This window comes from Acidisoma sp. 7E03 (assembly GCF_054665075.1).
On record NZ_BAAFHE010000005.1, the window covers coordinates 90804 to 110633 of the forward strand.

The following is a 19830-nucleotide window of genomic DNA, read 5'->3' on the forward strand; positions in this document are numbered from 1 at the left end:
GAAATTAAACTGATGGTCGATCTCTGCTACCGGTGAGCCGTGAGGGACGGTCGTCCCCCGTCGCACCGCAAGAGCGTGCTTGGGCGCGCACAGAACGGAGGAACACGATCCATGGATACGCATGCCGATCCGCAGGCCGGAAAGTGCCCGGTCGCCCATTCCCGGGGCACCGCCCGAACCAACCGGGACTGGTGGCCCAACCAGTTGCGTTTGGACGTGCTGCACCAGCATTCCGCGCTCTCCGATCCGATGGGGGCGGAGTTCGACTATCGGGAAGCATTCAAGACGCTCGATTATGAGGGGCTGAAGGCGGATCTCCGCGCCCTGATGACTGACAGCCAGGATTGGTGGCCGGCCGATTTCGGGCATTACGGCGGGCTGTTCATCCGCATGGCCTGGCACGCCGCCGGCACCTACCGCGTGGCCGATGGCCGCGGTGGCGCCGGGCGCGGTCAGCAGCGCTTCGCACCGCTCAACAGCTGGCCGGATAACGTCAACCTCGATAAGGCCCGCCGCCTGCTGTGGCCGATCAAGCAGAAATACGGCAACAAGATTTCCTGGGCCGATCTACTTGTCCTCACCGGCAATGTCGCCCTCGAATCCATGGGCTTCAAGACCTTCGGCTTCGCCGGTGGACGCGCCGACGTGTGGGAGCCCGATCAGGACATCTACTGGGGGTCGGAGACCGAGTGGCTGGCGCTGAGCAACGATCCCAACAACAAATACAGCCGCTATTCAGGTGATCGCGAGCTCGAAAACCCGCTGGCGGCCGTGCAGATGGGCCTCATCTACGTCAACCCCGAAGGGCCGGACGGCAACCCCGATCCCGTGGCCGCCGCGCGCGACATTCGCGAGACCTTCGCCCGTATGGCGATGAACGACGAAGAGACGGTGGCCCTCATCGCCGGCGGCCATACCTTCGGCAAGACCCATGGCGCCGGGCCTGCTACGGCGGTGGGCGCCGACCCCGAAGGTGCGACGGTGGAGCAGCAGGGCTTCGGCTGGCACAGCAGCTACGGCAGCGGCAAGGCGGGTGACGCCATCACCAGCGGCCTCGAAGTCATCTGGACGACGACGCCGACGCGCTGGAGCAACAATTTCTTCTGGAACCTCTTCGGCTATGAGTGGGAGCTGACCAAGAGCCCGGCCGGTGCCCATCAATGGGTCGCCAAGGGCGCCGGCGCGACTATTCCGGATCCTTTCGATCCCGAGAAGAAGCGCCTGCCCACGATGCTGACGACGGACCTCGCCCTCCGATTCGATCCCGCCTACGAGAAGATTTCCCGTCGCTTCCTCGAAAATCCCGACCAGTTTGCGGACGCCTTCGCCCGCGCCTGGTTCAAGCTCACCCATCGCGACATGGGGCCCCGCGCCCGCTACCTCGGCCCGGAAGTGCCGGCGGAAGAGCTGCTGTGGCAGGATCCAATTCCGCCCGTCGACCACGCGCTGGTCGAAGCGGCGGACACTGCCGAGCTGAAGCAGCAGATTCTGGCCTCCGGCCTCTCGGTCTCTGATCTGGTCACCACCGCCTGGGCCTCGGCCTCCACCTTCCGCGGTTCGGACAAGCGCGGCGGTGCCGATGGCGCGCGCATCCGTCTCGCGCCCCAGAAGAATTGGGAGGTCAACCAGCCGGACAAGCTCGCCAAGGTGTTGAGCGTCTACGAGGACATCCAGAGCCGCTTCAACGCGGCTCAGACGACCGGCAAGAAGATCTCGCTCGCCGATCTCATCGTCCTCGCCGGCAATGTGGGCGTGGAGCAGGCGGCGGCGAAAGCCGGTGTCTCCCTCGCCCTGCCGTTCACGCCCGGCCGCATGGATGCAACGCAGGAGCAGACGGACGTTCAATCCGTGGCCTATCTGGAGCCGGCCGCCGATGGCTTCCGGAACTACGTGCGCGGCCGCCCGCCGGTCGCGCCCGAAGCACTGCTCGTCGACAAGGCACAGCTCCTCACCCTCACAGGGCCGGAGATGACCGTGCTGCTCGGCGGCATGCGCGTGCTCGAAACCAATGTCGGCGGTACGCGCCACGGCGTCTTCACGGAAAACCCGGGTGCGCTGACGAATGATTTCTTTGTCAACCTGCTCGACATGGCCACGGAATGGGCGCCGGTTGAAGGGGATGTCTTCGAAGGGCGGGACCGCAAGACGGGCGCCACCCGCTGGACGGCGACGCGGGTCGACCTCGTCTTTGGATCGAACTCCCAGCTCCGTGCCTTCTCCGAAGTCTATGGCGCGAGCGACGCTGGCGAGAAGTTCGTGCACGACTTCGCCGCAGCCTGGACCAAGGTGATGAACGCGGGCCGCTACTGAGCGCGCCTTGATTGTCTGGTCACCGCAGCTGCGGTGACCAGACAGACCGGCGGGGAGGTGCCCCCGCCGCGTCAACCGTGCTTGAGAACGACCGTCTTCAACCGGGTGAAGCCGGCCAGAGCCTCGAAGCCCTTCTCTCGACCATGGCCCGACTGACCCATGCCCCCGAAGGGCAGTTCCACACCGCCGCCCGCACCGTAGTTGTTGACGAAGACCTGGCCGGCTTTGAGGCGGCGGGCCAGGCGCATCTGGCGCCCGCCATCCTGCGTCCAGACACCGGCGACGAGGCCGAACTTGGTGCCGTTGGCAATGGCGATCGCCTCCGCCTCATCGGTGAAGGGAATGGCGACCTGCACCGGGCCGAAGATTTCCTCCTGCGCCAGCACGTGGCTCGGCGGCACGTCCCGGAACAGCGTCGGCGTGACATAGTAGCCGCCAGCAGGCGCCACTGGATCAATCCCGCCTCGGGCCGCGACGGTGAGGTCGGCGCCTTGCGCCAGGAAGCCCTCAACCGTCTTCTGCTGCTTGGCGGAAACCAGTGGGCCGACCTTGAAATCCTGCTCGGCCGGGCCGCAGATCATGGTCTCGTAGATCGAGCCCATGCGGCGCAATACCTCCTCGTAGATACCGCGCTGGATAAGCACGCGGGAGGCTGCCGAACAGGTCTGCCCTGCCCCCTGCATGCAGGCGCCGACGAGGGTCGGCAACGCCATCTCCAGGTCGACGTCGTCGAAGACGATGTGCGGAGATTTGCCGCCGAGTTCGAGCGTGACCGGGACCACGTTTTCCGCCGCCATGGCCTGGATGCGCTTGCCGATGCCGACGGAGCCGGTGAAAGAGATGTGATGCACATCCGGATGGGCGGCGAGCGCCGCGCCCGCTTCGGCGCCAAGGCCCGTGACGACGTTGAGCGTGCCTGCCGGAAAGCCCGCCTCCTCCATCAGCCCGGCAAGGGCGAGCGAGCTCAGCGACGCTTCTTCGGCAGGCTTCAGCACGCAGGCATTGCCCGCGGCGAGCGCCGCACCCACGGACCGGCCGACGATCTGCATGGGATAGTTCCAGGGCACGATGTGACCGGTCACCCCATGAGGCTCACGCAAGGTGAGGACGGTATGGCCGTTCTGATAGGGAATGGTCTCCCCATGCAGCTTGTCGGCGGCACCGGCATAGAAGTCGAGATAGCGCCCGAGCACGGCCACATCGGCATGGCACTGGCTGATCGGCTTGCCAACGTCGAGGCATTCGAGCATCGCGAGCGTATCCCCATGCGCGCGGACGAGGTTGGCCAATCGCGCGAGCAGGCGGCCACGGCTTGCTGCATCAACCTGCCCCCAGCCACCATCGAAGGCCTCTTGCGCCGCGGTCACGGCGGCATCGACGTCGGCTGCAGTGCCGCGCCCAAGCCGGCCGATCTCCTCGCCCGTGGAAGGATTGAGGATGGCGATGGTCTCGCCGCTCGCCGGCTTACGCCAGGCGCCCCCGATGAAGACCTGGCGCGTATCGAACCAGAGTGTGGGCAACATGAGCCTATCCCTTCGCGTCTCGCGCATCACGCGCCGGAGCTTCCTCCATTCCGGCCTAGACGGTCAGCCCTGCCGGTTCAACCCTGGCCTGACCGCCGGGCTTGACCTTCGATCGGCCGGCTGCCTAAGCAGGGTGCGGCCTCATTCTCCGTAGAGACGACGGAATCAGCCCGCACGTCCCGGAGCCGCACCGGGCACGCCGTAGGAGGAGCGCATGAGCAAACCACACATCGGCATGGTGGGCGTCGGCCTGATGGGCCATGGCATCGCGCTCAACATCCTCAAGCACGGCTGGCCCCTCTCCTTTCTGGAGCATCCCGGCAATCAACCGACCGGGGAGCTGGAGGCGCTGCACGGCCAGGGCATGACCGACCGGGCGACCTTCGCCCGGCAAAGCGACATTCTCATTCTCTGTGTCAACGGCACGCCGCAGGTCGAGGCGATCCTCCTCGGGGAAGACGGCCTGCTCGCCTCCGTCCGGCCCGGCACCATCATCATCGATTGCTCGACGGCCGTGCCCAGCAGCACCATCCGCCTGGCAGGGCTGGCGGCCGCCGCCGGCGCCCGCATGATGGATGCGGCGATGACGCGCACGCCGCTGGAAGCCGCCCAAGGCCGGCTCAACCTGCTGATCGGCGCCGACGCCGCGCTCTATGAGGAGGTAACCCCGCTGCTGTCGGCGTTTTCCGAGAACCGGTTCCATGCCGGCCCGGTGGGCGCGGGCCATACGCTGAAGCTGTTGCACAACTTCGTCTCCCTCGGCTTCACCACGCTGTTGGGCGAGGCCGCGGCCTGCGCCGCCGCCGGGGGCATAGAGCCTGCCATCCTAGTGGATGCACTGCAGAAGGGCGGCGGCAGTGGCGCCGCGCTGGACCGCGTCGCCCCCTATCTGCTGGAAGGGGATGTCAGCCGCATGCGCTTCTCCATTGCCAATGCACAAAAGGATCTCGCCTATTACGTGCGCATGGCGGAGGATTTGGGCAGCGCGCACAGCATCGCCTCTGGCACGCTCGCGGCGCTCACCCGGCTCACCGAGGCGGGATTCGCGCAGTCCTTCGTACCGGAAGCCGCCAGCCTCTTCCCGCGCGTCGCGGGCTGACCGGCGCCGGTCAGCCTTCGGGCGTCCCAGCCCCATCGCCCGACCCATCGATCGGCGGGCGCGCTGATTTCGCCCAGCCTTGGGCCAGAATCTCGCCCTCCTGCTGCCAGAAGGCCTGGTCCGCCAGCAGAACTCGCGTCGCGGCATTCTCGACATGGCGATGGGCCGCAATCCGCGCCGCATCGGGGTCCTGATCGGCGATCGCGCGGAAGATCGTGCGGTGCTCCGCCCGCACGGCGCGCGCGAAATCCGCCCGCCGCGCCTCGTTCGCCCGCGTCAATCTGATCGCGGCGCGCATGGGTTCGGCGAAGAGGCCGATGAACTGGGTCCAGTAGACGTTGGCGGTCGCGCGCCCGATGGCGAGATGAAAGGCGAAGTCTTCATCGACACCGCTCGATCCCGTTGATTGCGCGACTTCGATCGCGTGCACGGCGCTCTCGATTTCGGCGCATTGCGCGGCGGTCCGCCGCTCGGCCGCCAAGGCCGCAACCTCCGCCTCCAACACCCGGCGCACCTCGAGAAAGCCGACCAGCCCCTCGATCGAGCGCGGCAGGATGAGTTCGCGCGGCGGCGGCGCCTTGGCCGCCGTCACCCGCGCCGCCGAACCCTTGCGTGTTTCGATCAGACCCTCGGTCTTCAGCCGGGTGACCGCTTCACGCACCACGGTCCGGCTGACCTGGAACTTGAGGGCCAGCGCCTGCTCCGAAGGCAGTTTACCGCCGACGGGGAAAATCCCGCGGCTGATCCGCGCCCGCAATGCCTCCGTCAACTGATCCGTCCGGGTTGCGGCAGGCATGGCGTGATCGGTCCTCGCGGCTGCGGCTTGGCGAAAGCTTCGGTCAATCACCGCCAAAGCACCACAGGAAAGTGAGCATGCGGCCTGCGTCGGACGCGCCACGCCTCCCGGAAATAGGGGCTTGCACATCGTCCGAAAGCGCGCAAAGCTGTCATACAGCTTGTACCTGACGAAGAGCAGGACGGGAGAAACGCATGAAACGGATCGTGTCCACGGTCGCGCCTGTGACGGACCGCAAGCCCTCCACGGCGGCGGAGCCGCAGCGATGACAGCACATATTCCCAGCGGCGGCGCCCAGGGCTTTGGCGCCTATGCGCGCCTGCCGCTCGGGCCGCTCGAAGGCACGCGCTACCCCGATCCCCGGATCGAGAGCCTCGATGCACGATTCACCGCCCGGCAAGGCAATGCCGGCATCGAACGCATCGCGACCGGCTTCCGGTGGGCCGAAGGACCGGCCTATTTCGCAGCCGGGGGCTATCTCGTCTGGAGCGACATTCCGAACAACCGCATGATGCGGTGGCTGGAAGATGACGGTCATGTCAGCGTCTTCCGCAGCGACAGCAATTTCTCGAACGGCAATACCGTGGACCGCGAAGGCCGCCTCGTCACCTGCGAGCATGACAGCCGCCGCGTGACGCGCACCGAGGTCGACGGGCGCATCACCGTGCTGATGGACCGGTTCCAGGGCAAGCGCCTCAATGGTCCGAACGATCTGGTCGTCGCCTCGGACGGCGCGATCTGGTTCACGGATCCCGGCTACGGCATCGACGGCCCCTATGAGGGGCACACGGCTGAGGCAGAATTGCCTTGCCACGTCTACCGGCTGGACCCTGCGACCGGGGAGGCGCGGGTCGTTGTCGACGACTTCGTGCGGCCCAACGGCCTTGCCTTCTCACCGGACGAGACGAAGCTCTACGTGGTCGATAGCGGCATCACCCATGGCGGCCCCGCGCATATCCGGGTCTTCGACGTCACGGGGGGAAAGCTGTCCGGCGGCCGTGTCTTCGCGGATGATTTCCGCCCTGGCTTCACCGACGGCATGCGTGTCGATGCGCAAGGCAACATCTGGTGCAGCATGGGCTGGGCGGACCCCGCCGAAGATGGCGTGCGCTGCTACGCCCCGGATGGCGATCTCATCGGAAAAATCCATCTGCCCGAATGCTGCGCCAATCTCTGCTTCGGCGGCAAGCGGGGGCACCGTCTCTTCATGGCGGCCAGCACCTCGATCTACGCCGTCTATCTCAACACCGTCGGCGCGGTCTGGCGGTGACACGTACAGCGTCGCCGCCGCGTCTTCCTTGCCCCTCTTGCCGATAAAAACAATAATCGGAGGAACTTCCGTGAAGACCCTGAACCGGACCATGGCCGCCGCCGTCGCGGCCTCCTGTCTCGCCTTCGCCGCATCGCCCAGCCAGGCCGCGGAGTACGTCGTCGGCCTGAGCGTGGCGACCCTCGCCAATCCCTTCTTCCAGGGTATGACGAAGGGCGTTCAGGAAGGCATCGCCGAGCACCCCGACCTCAAGCTCATCAACACCAGCGCCAATGGTGATGCCAATACTCAGACCAATCAAGTGACCGACCTCATCAACCAGCATGTGGCGGCGCTGATCCTCAACCCGATCAATGCCAACTCCATCGTGCCTGTGGTGAAAGAAGCCAACAAGAAGGGCATTCCGGTCTTCACGCTGGATCGCGGCGCCGCCTGCGGTAACTGCCAGGTCAACTTCCTTGAGACGAACAACGTCGAACTCGGCAAGGAAGCGGCGGACTTCATCGCGCAGAAGCTCAAGGCGCGCTACGGCTCGATCAAGGGCAACGTCATCGATCTCGAAGGCCTGCTGGGCACCACGGCGGGTGATGAGCGCGAGCAAGGCTTCTCGCAGGAATTCGCGGCACTTCAGAAGGACAATCCGGATCTGAAGCTCGTCGCCCGCCAGGCGGCCGATTTCGACGCGGCGAAGGGCTTCAACATCACGACGCAGCTCTTGGCGGCGAACAAGGATATCGACGCCATCTTCAATGCGAACGATGACAATGCGGTGGGCGCGATGCGCGCCATCCGCCAAGCCAACCGCTTCTACCCCATCGGCAATCCGAAGCACATCATCATCATCGGCATCGACGGCACCGAGCAGGGCCTGGCCGCCATCCGCAAGGGGCAGATGGACGCGACGCTGTCGCAGAACCCGGTGACCATGGCGAAGCAATCCGTCGCCTACGTGGAGGACTATCTGAACGGCAAGAAGGATCTCGTCCCGGCCCACCAGTATTGGCCGCACATCCTCATCACCAAGGATAATATCGACAGCGCCGAGGTGAAGGCCTACGGGCTCTGGGGTGACGAAGTGACGAAGTAGACGCCGCTCTGGGCTGCATCCGGCGCCCACAGGTGCCGGATGCAGCCGCTCCGACGATCGATACAGGAAGCGCAGGCATGACACGGCTGCTGGAGATGCAGGCCATCTCCAAGGGATTTCCCGGCGTCAAGGCGCTCTCCGACGTCAGCATCCAGCTGAGCCGGGGAGAGGTTCTCGGCATCGTGGGCGAGAACGGGGCCGGCAAATCGACCCTGATGAAGATTCTCGCCGGCGTCTTCCCGCCCGACGGCGGCAGCCTCTTGCTGGAGGGTGCCCCTTTCGCGCCGCATAGCCCGCGCGACTCCCTCGACGCCGGCATCATCGTCATCCATCAGGAATTGAGCCTGGTGCCGGATCGCTCGGTCGCCGAGAACATCTTCCTCGGCAATCTGCCGCGCGGCGCCCTGGGCCGCGTGCGGCGCGCCGAACTCAACCGCCGGGCGCGCGATCTCCTGACCCGGGTCGGGCTTTCGGTATCCCCGACGCGGCGCGTGCGCGATCTCGGCATCGCGCAGCAGCAGCTGGTCGAAATCGCCCGCGCCCTGTCGCGCGCCGCCCGCGTCATTGTCCTCGACGAACCAACGGCGACGCTCACCACCACCGAGCAGCAGATTCTCTTCAACACCATGCGCAATTTGCGCGACCACGGCGTCGGCCTCGTCTTCATCAGCCATCATCTCGAAGAGGTCTTTGAAATCTGCGACCGGGTCACGGTGCTGCGCGACGGTGCGGCGATCGAAACCCGCGCCGTCGCCGATTGGACGCAGGATGGTCTCATCCAGGCCATGGTCAATCGGCCGATCGACGCGCTATTTCCGCCGCGCCAGGCGACGCTCGGCGAGGTGCTGCTCGAAGTCGAGGGGCTGACCACGCCGGGCGCCTTTCAAGACGTCTCCTTCACGCTGCGCGCCGGCGAGGTGGTGGGGCTCGGCGGCCTCATCGGCGCCGGACGTACGGAGGTGCTGAAGACGCTCTATGGCGCCTTGCGCCGCTCGGCCGGCCGCGTGCGCATCGCGGCGGAGGAGCGGCCGATCCGCGCGCCGCGGGACGCCATCCGAGCGGGCCTCGCGCTGGTGCCGGAGGATCGCAAGGCGGAAGGGCTGGTATTGCCCTTTTCCATCCGCAACAATCTGGCTCTCTCCACCCTCGGCCGGCTGTCCTGGTTCCGCAGCATCCTGGCGCCCCGCCGGATCGACCGTCTGGCCGAGCAGACGGTGCGGGAGTTGCGCATCCGCACGCCCCACATCCGCCAGGCCGTGCAGTCGCTCTCGGGCGGCAATCAGCAGAAGGTGGTGCTGGGGCGGGCGCTCACCACCCATCCGCGTATCTTCCTGCTCGATGAACCCACCCGCGGCATCGACGTTGGTGCCAAGGTGGAAGTCTATCGCCTCATCAACCAGCTCGCCGAGGCAGGCGGCGCCGTGCTCGTCGTCTCCTCGGACATGATCGAGCTGCTGGGGCTGTGCGACCGCATCCTCGTCATGCGCGGCGGCCGCCTCGTCGGCGGCGTACCGCGCGAAGCCTTCAGCCAGGAGCGCATCATGCAGCTCGCGGCACTCGGCTGACCGAACTTCAGATAAAGGGCCTGCGATGTCCTCCGCTTCAAATCCCCCGGCGCGCCGCGACTTCGGCCTCACCTCCCTCACCCGGGCGGTCAACGAACTGACGATCATCGTCGGCTTCGTGCTGATCTCGCTCTATCTCGCCCTCACCACCCGGGATTTTCTGACCTCCGCCAATCTGCTCTCCATCCTGCTCGCGAGTTCCCTCATCGGCATCGTGGCGGTGGGCGAGACCTTCGTCATCGTCACTGGCGGCATCGATCTTTCGGTCGGCTCCGTCGTCGCCTTCACCGGCGTCATGGCGGGTCTCGCCCTCAACGCGCATTGGGGGCCGGTCGCGGGCGTCGTCATCGGCGTCGGCATCGGGGCACTGTCCGGCGCCTTCATCGGCTTTGCCGTGACCGTGCTCAACATGAGCCCCTTCATCGTCAGCCTGGCTGTGCTCGCCATGGCGCGTGGCCTCGCCTTCATCGTGACCAACGGCAACACGCTCTTCTCCTTCCCCGATGCCTTCGACAATATCGGCGGCGGCAATCTCGGCCCCTTCCCGGTCGCGGCGCTCATCACGCTTCTCGTCTTTCTCGTCGCCGGATTGGTGCTGGCGCGCACGGTCTTCGGCGCAGAGATCTATGCGGTAGGCGGCAACCGGGAGGCGGCACGGCTCGCTGGTATCCCGGTCAACCGCACGCTCGCCATCGTCTACATCATCTCGGGCGCGCTCGCGGGCCTCGGCGGCGTCATCCTGGCCGGGCGGTTGGACAGCGCCCAGCCGATCGCCGCGGTCGGCTTGGAGCTCAACGCCATCGCCGCCGTCGTCATCGGCGGCGCCTCGCTCTTCGGCGGCAAGGGCAGCATGCTCGGCACGCTGCTGGGCGTGCTCATCATCGGCCTCATCAACAATGGGCTCACCTTGAAGAACGTGCAGCCTTTCTGGGTGCAATTCATTCAAGGTGCCGTCATCTTCGGCGCCGTTCTCATCGACAGCCTCAACCAGAAGCGCCGCAAATCCGCCTGACAAGGAAACGAGCCATGAGCAGTGAGACGATCGAACGCGGCCTCGGCCGCATGGCCGGCAAGTCCGTCCTCATCACCGGCGCAGCCAGCGGTATCGGCCGGGCGACCGCGTTGGTCTTCGCCGGGGAAGGCGCGCGCCTCGTCGTGAGTGACGTCGATGCTGCGGGCCTCGAAAGCCTGGCGGCCGTCATCACCAGCGCGGGCGGCGAGGTGGTGGTGCAGGTGGGTGACGTCGCCGATGCCGCGGCATCGGAGGCGATGGTCATGGCCGCCGTCCGCACCTACGGCCGCATCGACGCCGCCGTCGCCAATGCCGGCATCATTCCCGAGAAGGATCTGGCGAGCGCCACCGCCGAGGATTTCGACCATGTCATGGCAATCGACGGGCGCGGCATGTTCCTCACCTGCAAATATGCGGCGCGCGAGATGCTGAAGACCGGGGGCGGCGCCATCGTCTGCCTCTCCTCCATCTCCGGCGAAGCTGGCCAAGCAAGCCAGGCGGTCTACGGCCCGGCAAAATTCGTCGCCTCCGGCATCACCAAGCATCTGGCGGTGGAACTCGCGCCGCAGGGCGTGCGCGTCAATGCAGTTGCCCCCGGCACCATCGCGACTGCCGGCCTGATGAAGATGTCCAAGGAGTATATTGCGGGCGTCACCTCCCGCCACCCGATCGGCCGGGTGGGTCAGCCTGCAGAAGTCGCGAAGGCGATCCTGTTTCTCGCCTCCGACGACGCCTCCTTCATTACCGGCGCCGTCCTGCCGGTCGATGGCGGCTACCTCGCGCAATAGGCATGGAGATGAAGAACACGGCCCTGCCGCCGTACCGCTTGGAAGGCCAGGTGGCGCTCGTCACCGGCGGTGCCCAGGGTATTGGCCTTGCGACGGCGCAGACGCTCGCAGCACTTGGCTGTCGCGTCATCATCGGCGATCTCGACGGCGCGGCTGCCAGCGAGGCTGCAGCGGCCACAGGCGGCCGTGGGATCGCGCTCGATGTCAGTGCCGAGCACAGCGTGCAGGCGGCTTTCGCCGACATCGGCGAGGCGGAAGGCCGGCTCGACATCCTGGTCAACAATGCGGGGCGCGCCATCCGCCGCGCCTCGTTGGATCTGGCGCTGGCGGATTGGGATGCGGTGGTGGCCGTCAACATGACCGGCGCCTTTCTCTGCGCACGGGCGGCGGCGGCCCTGATGATCGCGGCTGGCCGCGGCGGCGCCATCGTCAACACCGCCTCGATCATGGGTCTCTCCGGCGGCGGCCTCTACCCCAACATCTCCTATCAGACGACGAAGGGCGCCATCGTCAACATGACGCGGGCGCTGGCGGTTGAATGGGCAGCACATGGCATCCGCGTGAATGCGGTGGCGCCGACCTGGACGCGCACGGGCTTCATCGGCCAGTTGGAGGAGAACGAAGCGCTGATGGCCCGCATCCGGGCGGTGACCCCCCTCGGGCGACTGGCGGAACCCGAAGAGGTGGCCCATGCCATCGCCTTCCTCGCGAGCCCCGCCGCGAGCATGATCACCGGCCACACCCTCGCCGTGGATGGCGGCTTCCTCGCGCAGTAGCCACCCATGCCGCCTCAATACAGGGGCGGGGTGATGATCCAGAGGACGTTGGTCATGCCGTCGGAGGCGCTTTCGAAGCGATGCGGCGTCGTGCTCTTGAAGCGGAAGCTATCCCCCTCGCGCAGCAGGAAGCTTTCCTCCTCCACCCACAGCCGCATGGCGCCGCAGATGATGTATCCACACTCCTCGCCCTTGTGGGTGTAAAGTTCGGTACCGGAGCGTCCGCCCGGCGCGATCTCGAGCAGCAGCATCTCGAGCTCGCCCGATAGATCGGGCGTCAGCAGCCATTTCGAAACGCCGTTGCCGGAGAGGCGCAGCTGCCGTCCCTTGCCGCGCCGCACGATGCGGCCGATCTCGTTCGGCGGTGGTGGGCTCTCTTCATGGAAGAAGCGCGCCGGCGTCACGCCCAGGGCTTCGCTCAACTGCCGAAGGGAGCGAATGGAGGGCGAAGTCAGCCCGCGTTCGATCTGGCTGAGAAGGCCCACCGACAGGCCGGATTTCTCCGCCAGTTGCTGAAGCGAGAACCGGTTGGTCTTGCGCAGATCGCGCACTTGCATGCCGAGCCAGAGATCAGCCGCTTCCGTCACTCGATTACCGTTCCTGCCGTGATGGGTGCGATGGAGAGCCATGTCACTCTGGGTCAGATTGAAAACGCTGTCAAATATTCACTCTAGATGAAGCCATTTCGGTAAAAACACCTAATCGACTAAAATTTCTTTGACATTTTCAAAACATTGAACCTAGCTTGGCGCGGTGGGAGACAGCCGGAAGGCTCGCTCGAGGAAAGCCGCATGCGCCGTCGCAGTGCCTTCGATTATTGGGTGAACCTGCCCGCGGGGCTGATCGCGCTGACGGGCGTGCTCTTCGCCCTGGCACTCGTCCTGGTGATGAGCATCCGCGTGAACGACGGCGATTTCCTCACCTTGGCCTTCACCTCGGACAATTTCACCGATGCATTGACCGACCCGCTGTTCCTGCGCATCGCCGTGCGCTCGGTGGTGATTGCGGGGCTGGCCGCTCTCGCCACCGTCGCCCTCGCCTATCCCACGGCCTATTTCATCACCTTCTACGGCGGCGCCCATCGCAACCTGTGGCTGACCTTGATCACGCTGCCCTTCTGGACGAGCTATTTACTGCGGATTTTTGCTTGGCGTGTCATCCTCGGCTATCATGGCATCCTCAATTCGGGGCTGATGGCACTGCACGTGCCGGGCGCCCCCTTCAGCGGCCTGCTCTATAACCCGCAGGCCGTCGTCATCACCCTCGCGCACGCCTATGCGGCCTTCGCCATCCTGCCGATCTATGTGAGCCTCTCGGCGATCGACCGGAAACTCGCGGAAGCTGGGCTCGATCTCGGTGCGGCGCCCTTCACCGTCTTTCGCCGCATCATCCTGCCGCTGTCGCTGCCCGGGGTCTTTGCCGCCTTCGTCCTGGTCTTCGTACCCACGCTCGGAGACTACGCAACGCCCATTCTGGTGGGCGGGCCCTCCAGCCTCATGCTCGGCAATCTCATCAAGGACCAGTTCGGTGAAGCCGCGAATTGGCCAGGGGGCGCTGCCATGGCGGTCATCGTGATGACGACGCTCGGTCTCGCCTATGGTGCGGCGCGGCTCGGCCGACGATTCCGGGGGGCCCGCGCATGATGGGCCAGGAACCGCGCTTGCTCAAAGCCTATGCGCTTCTCTACCTCTGCTTCCTCTACGGCCCCATCGTCATGCTGCCGCTGTTTTCACTAAACGATGCCGTGGCCGTCGCCTTTCCCTTGCACGGCTTCACCCTGCATTGGTACGCGCGGCTGTTCCAGGATCAGAGCCTGCACGCCGCTTTGCGGCACAGCCTGCAGGTCGCGGTCATCGCCTCTCTCGCCGCGACCGTCGCCGGCACGCTGACCGCCTATGCGCTGACCCGCGGTCTCGGGGTGCTGACGCGTCCCGTCGCGGGCCTTGCCATCCTGCCGCTCTTTATTCCGGGCATCATCCTCGGCATCGCGCTGCTGATGGTGGTCAACCTCATCGGTATCGGCCCCTCTCTGACGGCCGTCACCATCGGTCACGTCGCCGTCTGTCTGCCGCTCACCATCGTCATCATGCGCGGACGGTTCGAAGCCCTCAGCCGCTCGATCGACGAGGCGGCGATGGACCTCGGCGCCACGCCCTGGACGACCTTCCGCCGGGTCTCCCTGCCGCTTGCCCTTCCCGGTTTCGTCTCGTGCCTGATCCTGAGTTTCACGACGTCGATCGACGAATTCATCGTCAGCTTCTTTCTGGTCGGCACGCAGGAAACCCTGCCCCTCTACATCTGGGACCATCTTCGCTTCCCCGAGCAGCTGCCGCAGCTTCTCGGCCTCGGCACGCTCATCCTGCTCGGCTCGGGCGTGCTCGTTCTCTGTGCCGAATTCCTCCGCCGCCGCGGCGCGGCGCAATCCGCCTGATCCGAGACCCATGCAAGGAGATTGCGTATGAGACAGATGTTCGCCCGATCCTTCCGCCGCGGGGCGCTGCGCGCGCTGGCCCTCGCCGGCCTTTCGGCCGCCGCCTTCCTCGGCCCGCGCGCGGCCCAGGCGCAGGACAAGATTACCTACTACACCTGGGACGGCTATGAGCTTCCGGCCTTCCATCAGGCCTATCTCAAGGAGCATCCGGAGGGTCTGAACATCAGCGTCTTTGGCGATGATGACGAGGCTTTCGCCAAGGTGCGCGCCGGCTTCCATCCCGATATCGCCCATCCGTGCGTGGACAAACTGCCGCAATGGCGGAAGGCGGGGCTACTTCAGCCGATCGACACCAAGCGCATTCCCAATTGGGACAAGATCTACCCGATCTTCCGCCAGATGCCGGGCGTGATGGCCGACGGCAAGGTCTGGATGGTGCCCTGGGACTGGGGCAATACCTCCATCCTCTACCGCACGGATCTCGTGAAGAACCCGGAGGCGAGCTGGAACCTGCTGTGGGACAAGCAATATGCCGGCAAGCTCGCGGTGATCGACGCGATCCATGACACCTGGATCGTCGGCGCCATCATGGCAGGCGTCGATCCCTTCGATGAAAATGCCGACGACATCAAGAAGGTCGCCGCCAAGCTGCGGGAGCAGCGGCCGCTCATCCGCATGTATACGACGGACATGACCTCGGTCGAGCAGGCGTTGGCCTCTGGCGAACTCGTCGCCGCCATGACCTGGAACGCGTCCTATGTCGATCTCACCAAGCAGCACGTGCCGGTCGCGTTCATGCATCCGAAGGAGAAGATGCTGACCTGGGCTTGCGGCATGGTGGTGCTGAAAGGCGCCCATGACCTGGACAAGGTCTATGACTTCATCAACGCGCGCCTCGCAGACGACGCGGGCGAGGCACTCGTCACCAACTACGCTTATGGCACCGCCAATGCCGAAGCCTATGCAAAGGTGCCGGCAGATGTAAAGGCAAAGTTCGCACTTCCCGCAGATCCGGCAACCGAGCTGAAGAACACCGTCTTCACCTCGGCCATGAAGAACCCGCAGGCGATCGCCGCAGCCTATGCCCGGGTGAAGGAAGGTGGCTGAGGCGGCGATCCTCTCGAACCACACCGGCGCCGCCCCACAGGCCGCGCCGGTCGTCGAATTGCGCGGCGTCGAGAAATACTATGGCGCGGCGCTCGCGGTGCAGCGCATGGATCTGCAGGTCCGCCAGGGCGAGTTCCTCGCCCTGCTCGGCCCTTCCGGTTGCGGCAAGACGACGACACTGCGCATGATCGCGGGCTTCGAACGGCCGAGCCAGGGCGACATTCTCATGCATGGCCGTGCCATCACCGACGAACCGCCGTATCGTCGCCCGGTCAACACCGTCTTTCAGGACTATGCGCTCTTCCCCCATATGTCTGTGGAGGAGAATGTCGGCTTCGGCCTCTCGGTCGCGCATCGCCCCAAGGCCGAAATCCGCAGCCGTGTCGCAGAACTTCTCAGCATGGTGGGCCTCGCCGACAAGGCCGAGCGAAAGCCGGGGGCGCTTTCGGGCGGCCAGCGGCAACGCGTGGCGCTTGCCCGCGCCCTGGCCCGCGCGCCCGACGTCCTGCTTCTGGACGAGCCGCTGTCCGCGCTTGATGCCCATCTCCGCCAGCAGATGCAGATCGAGCTGAAGCAGATCCAGGCGCGTCTCGGTCTCACCTTCATCATCGTGACGCATGACCAGGCGGAGGCGCTGACCCTCGCGGACCGTATCGTGGTGATGAATCACGGCGTCATCGCGCAGGTCGGCACGCCGGCAGCACTCTATGACGGCCCGGCTTCCCCTTTCGTCGCCCGCTTTCTGGGGGCCGCCAATCTGCTGCCTGCCCGCTTGCTGCGGCAGGATGCGGCGACCGTCACGCTCGATCTCGCCGGCACGGCGGTGACGCTGCCGCATGACGGCCAAGCGCTTCCGCCCGGGCCCGACCTGCAGCTCTGCGTCCGTCCCGAACGTCTTCTGGTGCTGCCCGAGGCTGTGCCGGGGCGCTCGGTCACCGCGCGGGTCGAGAGCCGGATGTTTCTGGGGCTCGTGGAGCGCGTGCAGCTCCGTCTTGCCGATGCAACGGTGGTGATGCTCGATCTCGCCCATCGCGACGCGGTTCCCCCCGCGATCGGGGAAGTGGTGCATCTCGGCTTCGAGCCCGGCACCACGCGGCTCTTCCCTGCCGAAGCGGCCTGATCACCAGCCACTCGAGGGCGGGGCCGAGACCCCGCCCGCGATGATCAGGCACCGTGGCCGACGATGCCCTTGATCTCCATGAAGTCGCGCAGGCCGAAATCGGCATATTCGCGCCCATTGCCGGACTGCTTGTAGCCGCCGAAGGGCGCGAAGAGGTCCCAGTCCGGATAGTTGAGATAGACAGACCCGGCGCGCAGCCGGCGCGCCACGCGGCGGGCTTCCGTCATGTCCGTGCCCTGGACATAGGCCGCCAAACCGTAGGGTGTGTCATTGGCGATGGCGATCGCCTGCTCCACCGTCTCGTACGGAATGATGGAAAGCACGGGGCCGAAAATCTCCTCGCGCTCGATGCGCATGCCGGGCTTCACGTTGCCGAAGACGGTCGGCTTGACGAAATAGCCGGCATTGATGCCGTCCGGCTTGCCGGTGCCGCCGACGACGAGTGTGGCGCCTTCGTCGATGCCGGACTGGATCAGCGCCTGCACCTTGTTGAACTGAACCTCGCTGACGAGCGGCCCAAGCTCCGTCGCCTCGTCCTGCGGATCGCCAGTAACGACGGCCAGCGCCGTCCGGCGCGCAATCTCGAGCGCCGCGTCATGCTTGCCAGCCGGCACCAACATGCGCGTCGGCGCATCGCAGGACTGGCCGGTATTGCCGAAGCAACCGAGCACGCCTTGAGAAACCGCACTCTCCAGATCGGCGTCGGGTAGGATGATGTTGGCCGACTTTCCGCCCAGTTCCTGCGCCACGCGCTTGACCGTGGCGGCCGCGTTGCGGGCGACGTCGGTGCCCGCGCGGGTAGAGCCGGTGAAGGACACCATGTCGATATCGGGGTGCGAGGAAAGCGCGGCCCCCACTTCCGGCCCAGTGCCGTTGACGAGGTTGAACACGCCCTTCGGCACGCCCGCTTCATGCAGGATCTCGGCGAAGACCATGCCGGAGATTGGCGCGATCTCCGAAGGCTTCAGAACCATGGTGCAACCGGCGGCAAGCGCCGGGGCGACCTTGCACATGATCTGGTTCATCGGCCAGTTCCACGGCGTGATGAGGGCCACGACGCCGACCGGCTCGTGCGTCACGACCGTTGTGCCCCGCTGCTCGTCGTAGACGAAATTCTTGAAGGCCTCGATCAGCGCTTCGAGATGGCCCTGGCCCGCATAGGCCTGGGAGTCCCGGGCCCGGGCGATGGGGGAGCCCATCTCGCGGCTGATGGCCTGCGCCATGTCCTCGTAGCGGCGCTTGTAGATGTCGAGGATCCGTTCGAGAAGGGCGAGCCGCTCTTCCCGCGTGGTCTGGGAGAAGCCGTCGAAGGCGGCCCGGGCAGCCGCGACCGCACGGTCCACATCGGCGGTGGTGCCGAGCGAGATGGTGGCAAACACCTCTTCGGTTGCCGGGTTCACCACGCCGAGTGGCCGCGATTCAGCCGGCGCGACGAAGGCGCCGTCGATGTAGAATGTCGTGTAATCGGTCATGCCCATCCCTCTCTCGGCCGCGGCCCGTGAGGCCGGCGCCGCCCGGCATTGAAGATGGACGATTTCTATATGGGAAAACTGAAAATGACGAGGTGATTTTCAGAAATTCAGCACGGGGGAGGAACGACGGCCGCCAGCCGACCGCGGTTCCTCCCAGGGTCCTCAGGCGGCCGGCTGGTCGCCGCCTTCGGGGCGCTCCGCGGCCGGTCTGCGACGTTCAGCCATGAACTGGTCGAACTCCGCCTTGTCCTTGGCAAAGCGCAAGCGGTCGAGGAAGCTCGCGAACTCGGCCTGCTCATCCTCCAAGCGGCGCAGCGTCTCAGCCTTGTATTCGTCGAAGGCCTGATTGCCGCTGGAACGGCCGGCGCCGCCGCCGAATCCGCCCATGCGGCCGCGGCCACCGCTCCAGGGGCCCGCCCAACCGGCACAGCCAAAAGCGCGCGGTCCGGCGGGACCTTGGGAAAACAGAACGCGCCCGAGCCGCCTATTCCAGATCGCGAGACAGAGCAGGACGATGCCAAGCGGCCACCAGAAGACGAAGCCGAGAATGGTGCCCGCGATCAGCAAGGGGCGGGAGATGGACCAGAGGGCAAAGGTTCGGTCGTCGTGCAGCCAGCTTGGTCCCTGACCGTAAACGCCCGGGTTCGCCGCAGACATGATGTGGCTCCATGTGAATGTAAGGCACATTTACATTGGCAGCAGCCCGTCACGCCGTCAAGAAAAACAGAAGCGGCTCCTCATCGCCCTCCTACCAGCCCCAATCCTTGCAGATAGACAAGGATACCCGCCTCCAGCAGTTCTTCAGCAGACATCGGCAGCTTGCGCCGGCCACTTCCGCCGCGTCCGAACAGGGCGCCGACACCATGCGCCATCGACCAGATGTGCAGAGCTACCATCAAGGCCGGTGGCCGTTGAGGCTTCGGAACCGAGAGGGTCACGGCCTCGGCTGCTTCGCGGATCACGGCGAAGGCGCGCTCGCTGGCCGAAAGCAGGCCCGGATGCTGCTCCGCGTCGAGACGGGCCTCGAACATGGCGGCATAGAAGGCGGGCTCGTTCCGGGCGAAAGCGAGATAGGCTCGCCCAATCGCTTCCAGAGCGCGCAGGGGCGTCGGCTGGCCTTCCGCCCAGGCGCGCGCCAGCACCTCGGCCAGATGGTCGAAGCCGCGCAGCGCTACCTCGGCGATCAGCGCCTCGGCGTCGCGGAAATGGCGATAGGGTGCGGCCGGGCTGACGCCCGCGCGCCGTGCCGCTTCGGCAATGGTGAAAGCCGCAGGACCCCCTTCGGCAATCAAGACCTGCGCAGCCTCGATCAAGGCCTCTCGCAGATTGCCGTGATGATAGCCCCGTCTTTGTCCCGACCAGCTCATGCTCGCCCCTTACGCCAAGGGCCGCGGTTTCGCACCCCCTTTCGTGACCTCGCGCGCCACCACGGCAGCGCGAACATCACGTCCCATCCGCCAACGCTTGACGGGCC

The 19830-nt window shown here is 66.0% G+C and carries 18 protein-coding genes; 12 read left to right on the forward strand and 6 right to left on the reverse strand.

Translation table 11 applies throughout. The features are described from left to right. Positions 1-111: 111 nt before the first annotated feature. Positions 112-2310 (forward strand): catalase/peroxidase HPI, encoded by a 2199-nt coding sequence (katG, locus tag ACYQ6W_RS09330; RefSeq protein WP_459674926.1) that lies wholly within the window; start codon positions 112-114, stop codon positions 2308-2310. Positions 2311-2381: 71 nt separating this feature from the next. Here the strand turns inward: katG and ACYQ6W_RS09335 are convergent, their stop codons facing one another. Beyond that, on the reverse strand, positions 2382-3833 hold the full coding sequence (locus tag ACYQ6W_RS09335) for an aldehyde dehydrogenase family protein (RefSeq protein WP_459674927.1): 1452 nt from the start codon (positions 3831-3833) through the stop codon (positions 2382-2384). Between the two features lie 214 nt (positions 3834-4047). Between ACYQ6W_RS09335 and ACYQ6W_RS09340 the strand changes: the two genes are divergently transcribed. Next, on the forward strand, positions 4048-4932 hold the full coding sequence (locus ACYQ6W_RS09340; RefSeq protein ID WP_459674928.1) for an NAD(P)-dependent oxidoreductase: 885 nt from the start codon (positions 4048-4050) through the stop codon (positions 4930-4932). A 10-nt stretch (positions 4933-4942) separates the two neighbouring features. On the opposite strand, the gene ACYQ6W_RS09345 is transcribed toward ACYQ6W_RS09340, so the two are convergent. Continuing rightward, on the reverse strand, positions 4943-5728 hold the full coding sequence (locus ACYQ6W_RS09345) for a FadR/GntR family transcriptional regulator (protein WP_459674929.1): 786 nt from the start codon (positions 5726-5728) through the stop codon (positions 4943-4945). A gap of 265 nt (positions 5729-5993) precedes the next feature. On the opposite strand from ACYQ6W_RS09345, the gene ACYQ6W_RS09350 reads away from it, so the two are divergent. From ACYQ6W_RS09350 to ACYQ6W_RS09375, 6 genes are all read left to right on the forward strand, one after another. Beyond that, positions 5994-6998 (forward strand): SMP-30/gluconolactonase/LRE family protein, encoded by a 1005-nt coding sequence (locus tag ACYQ6W_RS09350; RefSeq protein ID WP_459674930.1) that lies wholly within the window; start codon positions 5994-5996, stop codon positions 6996-6998. 70 nt (positions 6999-7068) lie between these two features. Next, complete coding sequence (locus tag ACYQ6W_RS09355) at positions 7069-8085, forward strand: sugar ABC transporter substrate-binding protein (RefSeq protein WP_459674931.1); 1017 nt, start codon at positions 7069-7071, stop codon at positions 8083-8085. 77 nt (positions 8086-8162) lie between these two features. Continuing rightward, positions 8163-9650 (forward strand): sugar ABC transporter ATP-binding protein, encoded by a 1488-nt coding sequence (locus ACYQ6W_RS09360; protein WP_459674932.1) that lies wholly within the window; start codon positions 8163-8165, stop codon positions 9648-9650. 25 nt (positions 9651-9675) lie between these two features. Next, a complete protein-coding gene (locus ACYQ6W_RS09365; RefSeq protein WP_459674933.1) occupies positions 9676-10662 on the forward strand; it encodes an ABC transporter permease in 987 nt (328 codons plus the stop codon). A 14-nt stretch (positions 10663-10676) separates the two neighbouring features. Continuing rightward, the gene (locus tag ACYQ6W_RS09370; protein ID WP_459674934.1) at positions 10677-11450 is read left to right on the forward strand and encodes an SDR family NAD(P)-dependent oxidoreductase; all 774 of its coding nucleotides are present in this window, start codon (positions 10677-10679) and stop codon (positions 11448-11450) included. 8 nt (positions 11451-11458) lie between these two features. Further along, positions 11459-12226, forward strand: a complete 768-nt coding sequence (locus tag ACYQ6W_RS09375; RefSeq protein ID WP_459674935.1) for an SDR family NAD(P)-dependent oxidoreductase — start codon at positions 11459-11461, stop codon at positions 12224-12226. Positions 12227-12240: 14 nt separating this feature from the next. On the opposite strand, the gene ACYQ6W_RS09380 is transcribed toward ACYQ6W_RS09375, so the two are convergent. Continuing rightward, positions 12241-12855, reverse strand: coding sequence for a cupin domain-containing protein (locus ACYQ6W_RS09380; RefSeq protein WP_459674936.1), 615 nt, complete (start codon positions 12853-12855; stop codon positions 12241-12243). A 162-nt stretch (positions 12856-13017) separates the two neighbouring features. On the opposite strand from ACYQ6W_RS09380, the gene ACYQ6W_RS09385 reads away from it, so the two are divergent. Genes ACYQ6W_RS09385 through ACYQ6W_RS09400 form a run of 4 tightly spaced genes read left to right on the forward strand, consistent with a single transcriptional unit; the run spans position 13018 to position 16884 of the window. Next, on the forward strand, positions 13018-13869 hold the full coding sequence (locus ACYQ6W_RS09385) for an ABC transporter permease (protein ID WP_459674937.1): 852 nt from the start codon (positions 13018-13020) through the stop codon (positions 13867-13869). 17 nt (positions 13870-13886) lie between these two features. Further along, positions 13887-14657: an ABC transporter permease gene (locus ACYQ6W_RS09390; RefSeq protein WP_459674938.1), complete on the forward strand. Its 771-nt coding sequence runs from the start codon at positions 13887-13889 to the stop codon at positions 14655-14657. A 27-nt stretch (positions 14658-14684) separates the two neighbouring features. Then, the gene (locus tag ACYQ6W_RS09395; RefSeq protein WP_459674939.1) at positions 14685-15764 is read left to right on the forward strand and encodes an extracellular solute-binding protein; all 1080 of its coding nucleotides are present in this window, start codon (positions 14685-14687) and stop codon (positions 15762-15764) included. Next, positions 15757-16884: an ABC transporter ATP-binding protein gene (locus tag ACYQ6W_RS09400; RefSeq protein ID WP_459674940.1), complete on the forward strand. Its 1128-nt coding sequence runs from the start codon at positions 15757-15759 to the stop codon at positions 16882-16884. Before ACYQ6W_RS09395 ends, ACYQ6W_RS09400 begins: the two co-directional genes overlap by 8 nt. Before the next feature lie 44 nt (positions 16885-16928). Here ACYQ6W_RS09400 and ACYQ6W_RS09405 read toward each other — a convergent pair whose 3' ends face one another. The 3 genes from ACYQ6W_RS09405 to ACYQ6W_RS09415 all read right to left on the reverse strand — a co-directional run bounded on the left by ACYQ6W_RS09405 (position 16929) and on the right by ACYQ6W_RS09415 (position 19723). Then, positions 16929-18356 carry an aldehyde dehydrogenase family protein gene (locus ACYQ6W_RS09405; protein ID WP_459674942.1) on the reverse strand — a complete coding sequence of 476 codons (1428 nt, stop codon included), beginning with the start codon at positions 18354-18356 and terminating at the stop codon, positions 16929-16931. A gap of 162 nt (positions 18357-18518) precedes the next feature. Next, positions 18519-19013 (reverse strand): DUF2852 domain-containing protein, encoded by a 495-nt coding sequence (locus ACYQ6W_RS09410; RefSeq protein WP_459674943.1) that lies wholly within the window; start codon positions 19011-19013, stop codon positions 18519-18521. An 80-nt stretch (positions 19014-19093) separates the two neighbouring features. Beyond that, positions 19094-19723, reverse strand: a complete 630-nt coding sequence (locus ACYQ6W_RS09415) for a TetR/AcrR family transcriptional regulator (RefSeq protein ID WP_459674945.1) — start codon at positions 19721-19723, stop codon at positions 19094-19096. Between the last annotated feature and the right edge of the window lie 107 nt (positions 19724-19830).

Excerpts from the sequence above, each read along its gene's own strand:
- ACYQ6W_RS09340 (WP_459674928.1), top strand. The coding sequence starts at position 4,048 with ATGAGCAAACCACACATCGGCATGGTGGGCGTCGGCCTGATGGGCCAT.
- ACYQ6W_RS09335 (WP_459674927.1), bottom strand. The coding sequence starts at position 3,833 with ATGTTGCCCACACTCTGGTTCGATACGCGCCAGGTCTTCATCGGGGGC.
- ACYQ6W_RS09350 (WP_459674930.1), top strand. The coding sequence starts at position 5,994 with ATGACAGCACATATTCCCAGCGGCGGCGCCCAGGGCTTTGGCGCCTAT.
- ACYQ6W_RS09345 (WP_459674929.1), bottom strand. The coding sequence starts at position 5,728 with ATGCCTGCCGCAACCCGGACGGATCAGTTGACGGAGGCATTGCGGGCG.
- ACYQ6W_RS09415 (WP_459674945.1), bottom strand. The coding sequence starts at position 19,723 with ATGAGCTGGTCGGGACAAAGACGGGGCTATCATCACGGCAATCTGCGA.
- ACYQ6W_RS09370 (WP_459674934.1), top strand. The coding sequence starts at position 10,677 with ATGAGCAGTGAGACGATCGAACGCGGCCTCGGCCGCATGGCCGGCAAG.
- ACYQ6W_RS09385 (WP_459674937.1), top strand. The coding sequence starts at position 13,018 with ATGCGCCGTCGCAGTGCCTTCGATTATTGGGTGAACCTGCCCGCGGGG.
- ACYQ6W_RS09375 (WP_459674935.1), top strand. The coding sequence starts at position 11,459 with ATGAAGAACACGGCCCTGCCGCCGTACCGCTTGGAAGGCCAGGTGGCG.
- katG (WP_459674926.1), top strand. The coding sequence starts at position 112 with ATGGATACGCATGCCGATCCGCAGGCCGGAAAGTGCCCGGTCGCCCAT.
- ACYQ6W_RS09360 (WP_459674932.1), top strand. The coding sequence starts at position 8,163 with ATGACACGGCTGCTGGAGATGCAGGCCATCTCCAAGGGATTTCCCGGC.
- ACYQ6W_RS09395 (WP_459674939.1), top strand. The coding sequence starts at position 14,685 with ATGAGACAGATGTTCGCCCGATCCTTCCGCCGCGGGGCGCTGCGCGCG.
- ACYQ6W_RS09365 (WP_459674933.1), top strand. The coding sequence starts at position 9,676 with ATGTCCTCCGCTTCAAATCCCCCGGCGCGCCGCGACTTCGGCCTCACC.
- ACYQ6W_RS09410 (WP_459674943.1), bottom strand. The coding sequence starts at position 19,013 with ATGTCTGCGGCGAACCCGGGCGTTTACGGTCAGGGACCAAGCTGGCTG.
- ACYQ6W_RS09405 (WP_459674942.1), bottom strand. The coding sequence starts at position 18,356 with ATGACCGATTACACGACATTCTACATCGACGGCGCCTTCGTCGCGCCG.
- ACYQ6W_RS09380 (WP_459674936.1), bottom strand. The coding sequence starts at position 12,855 with ATGGCTCTCCATCGCACCCATCACGGCAGGAACGGTAATCGAGTGACG.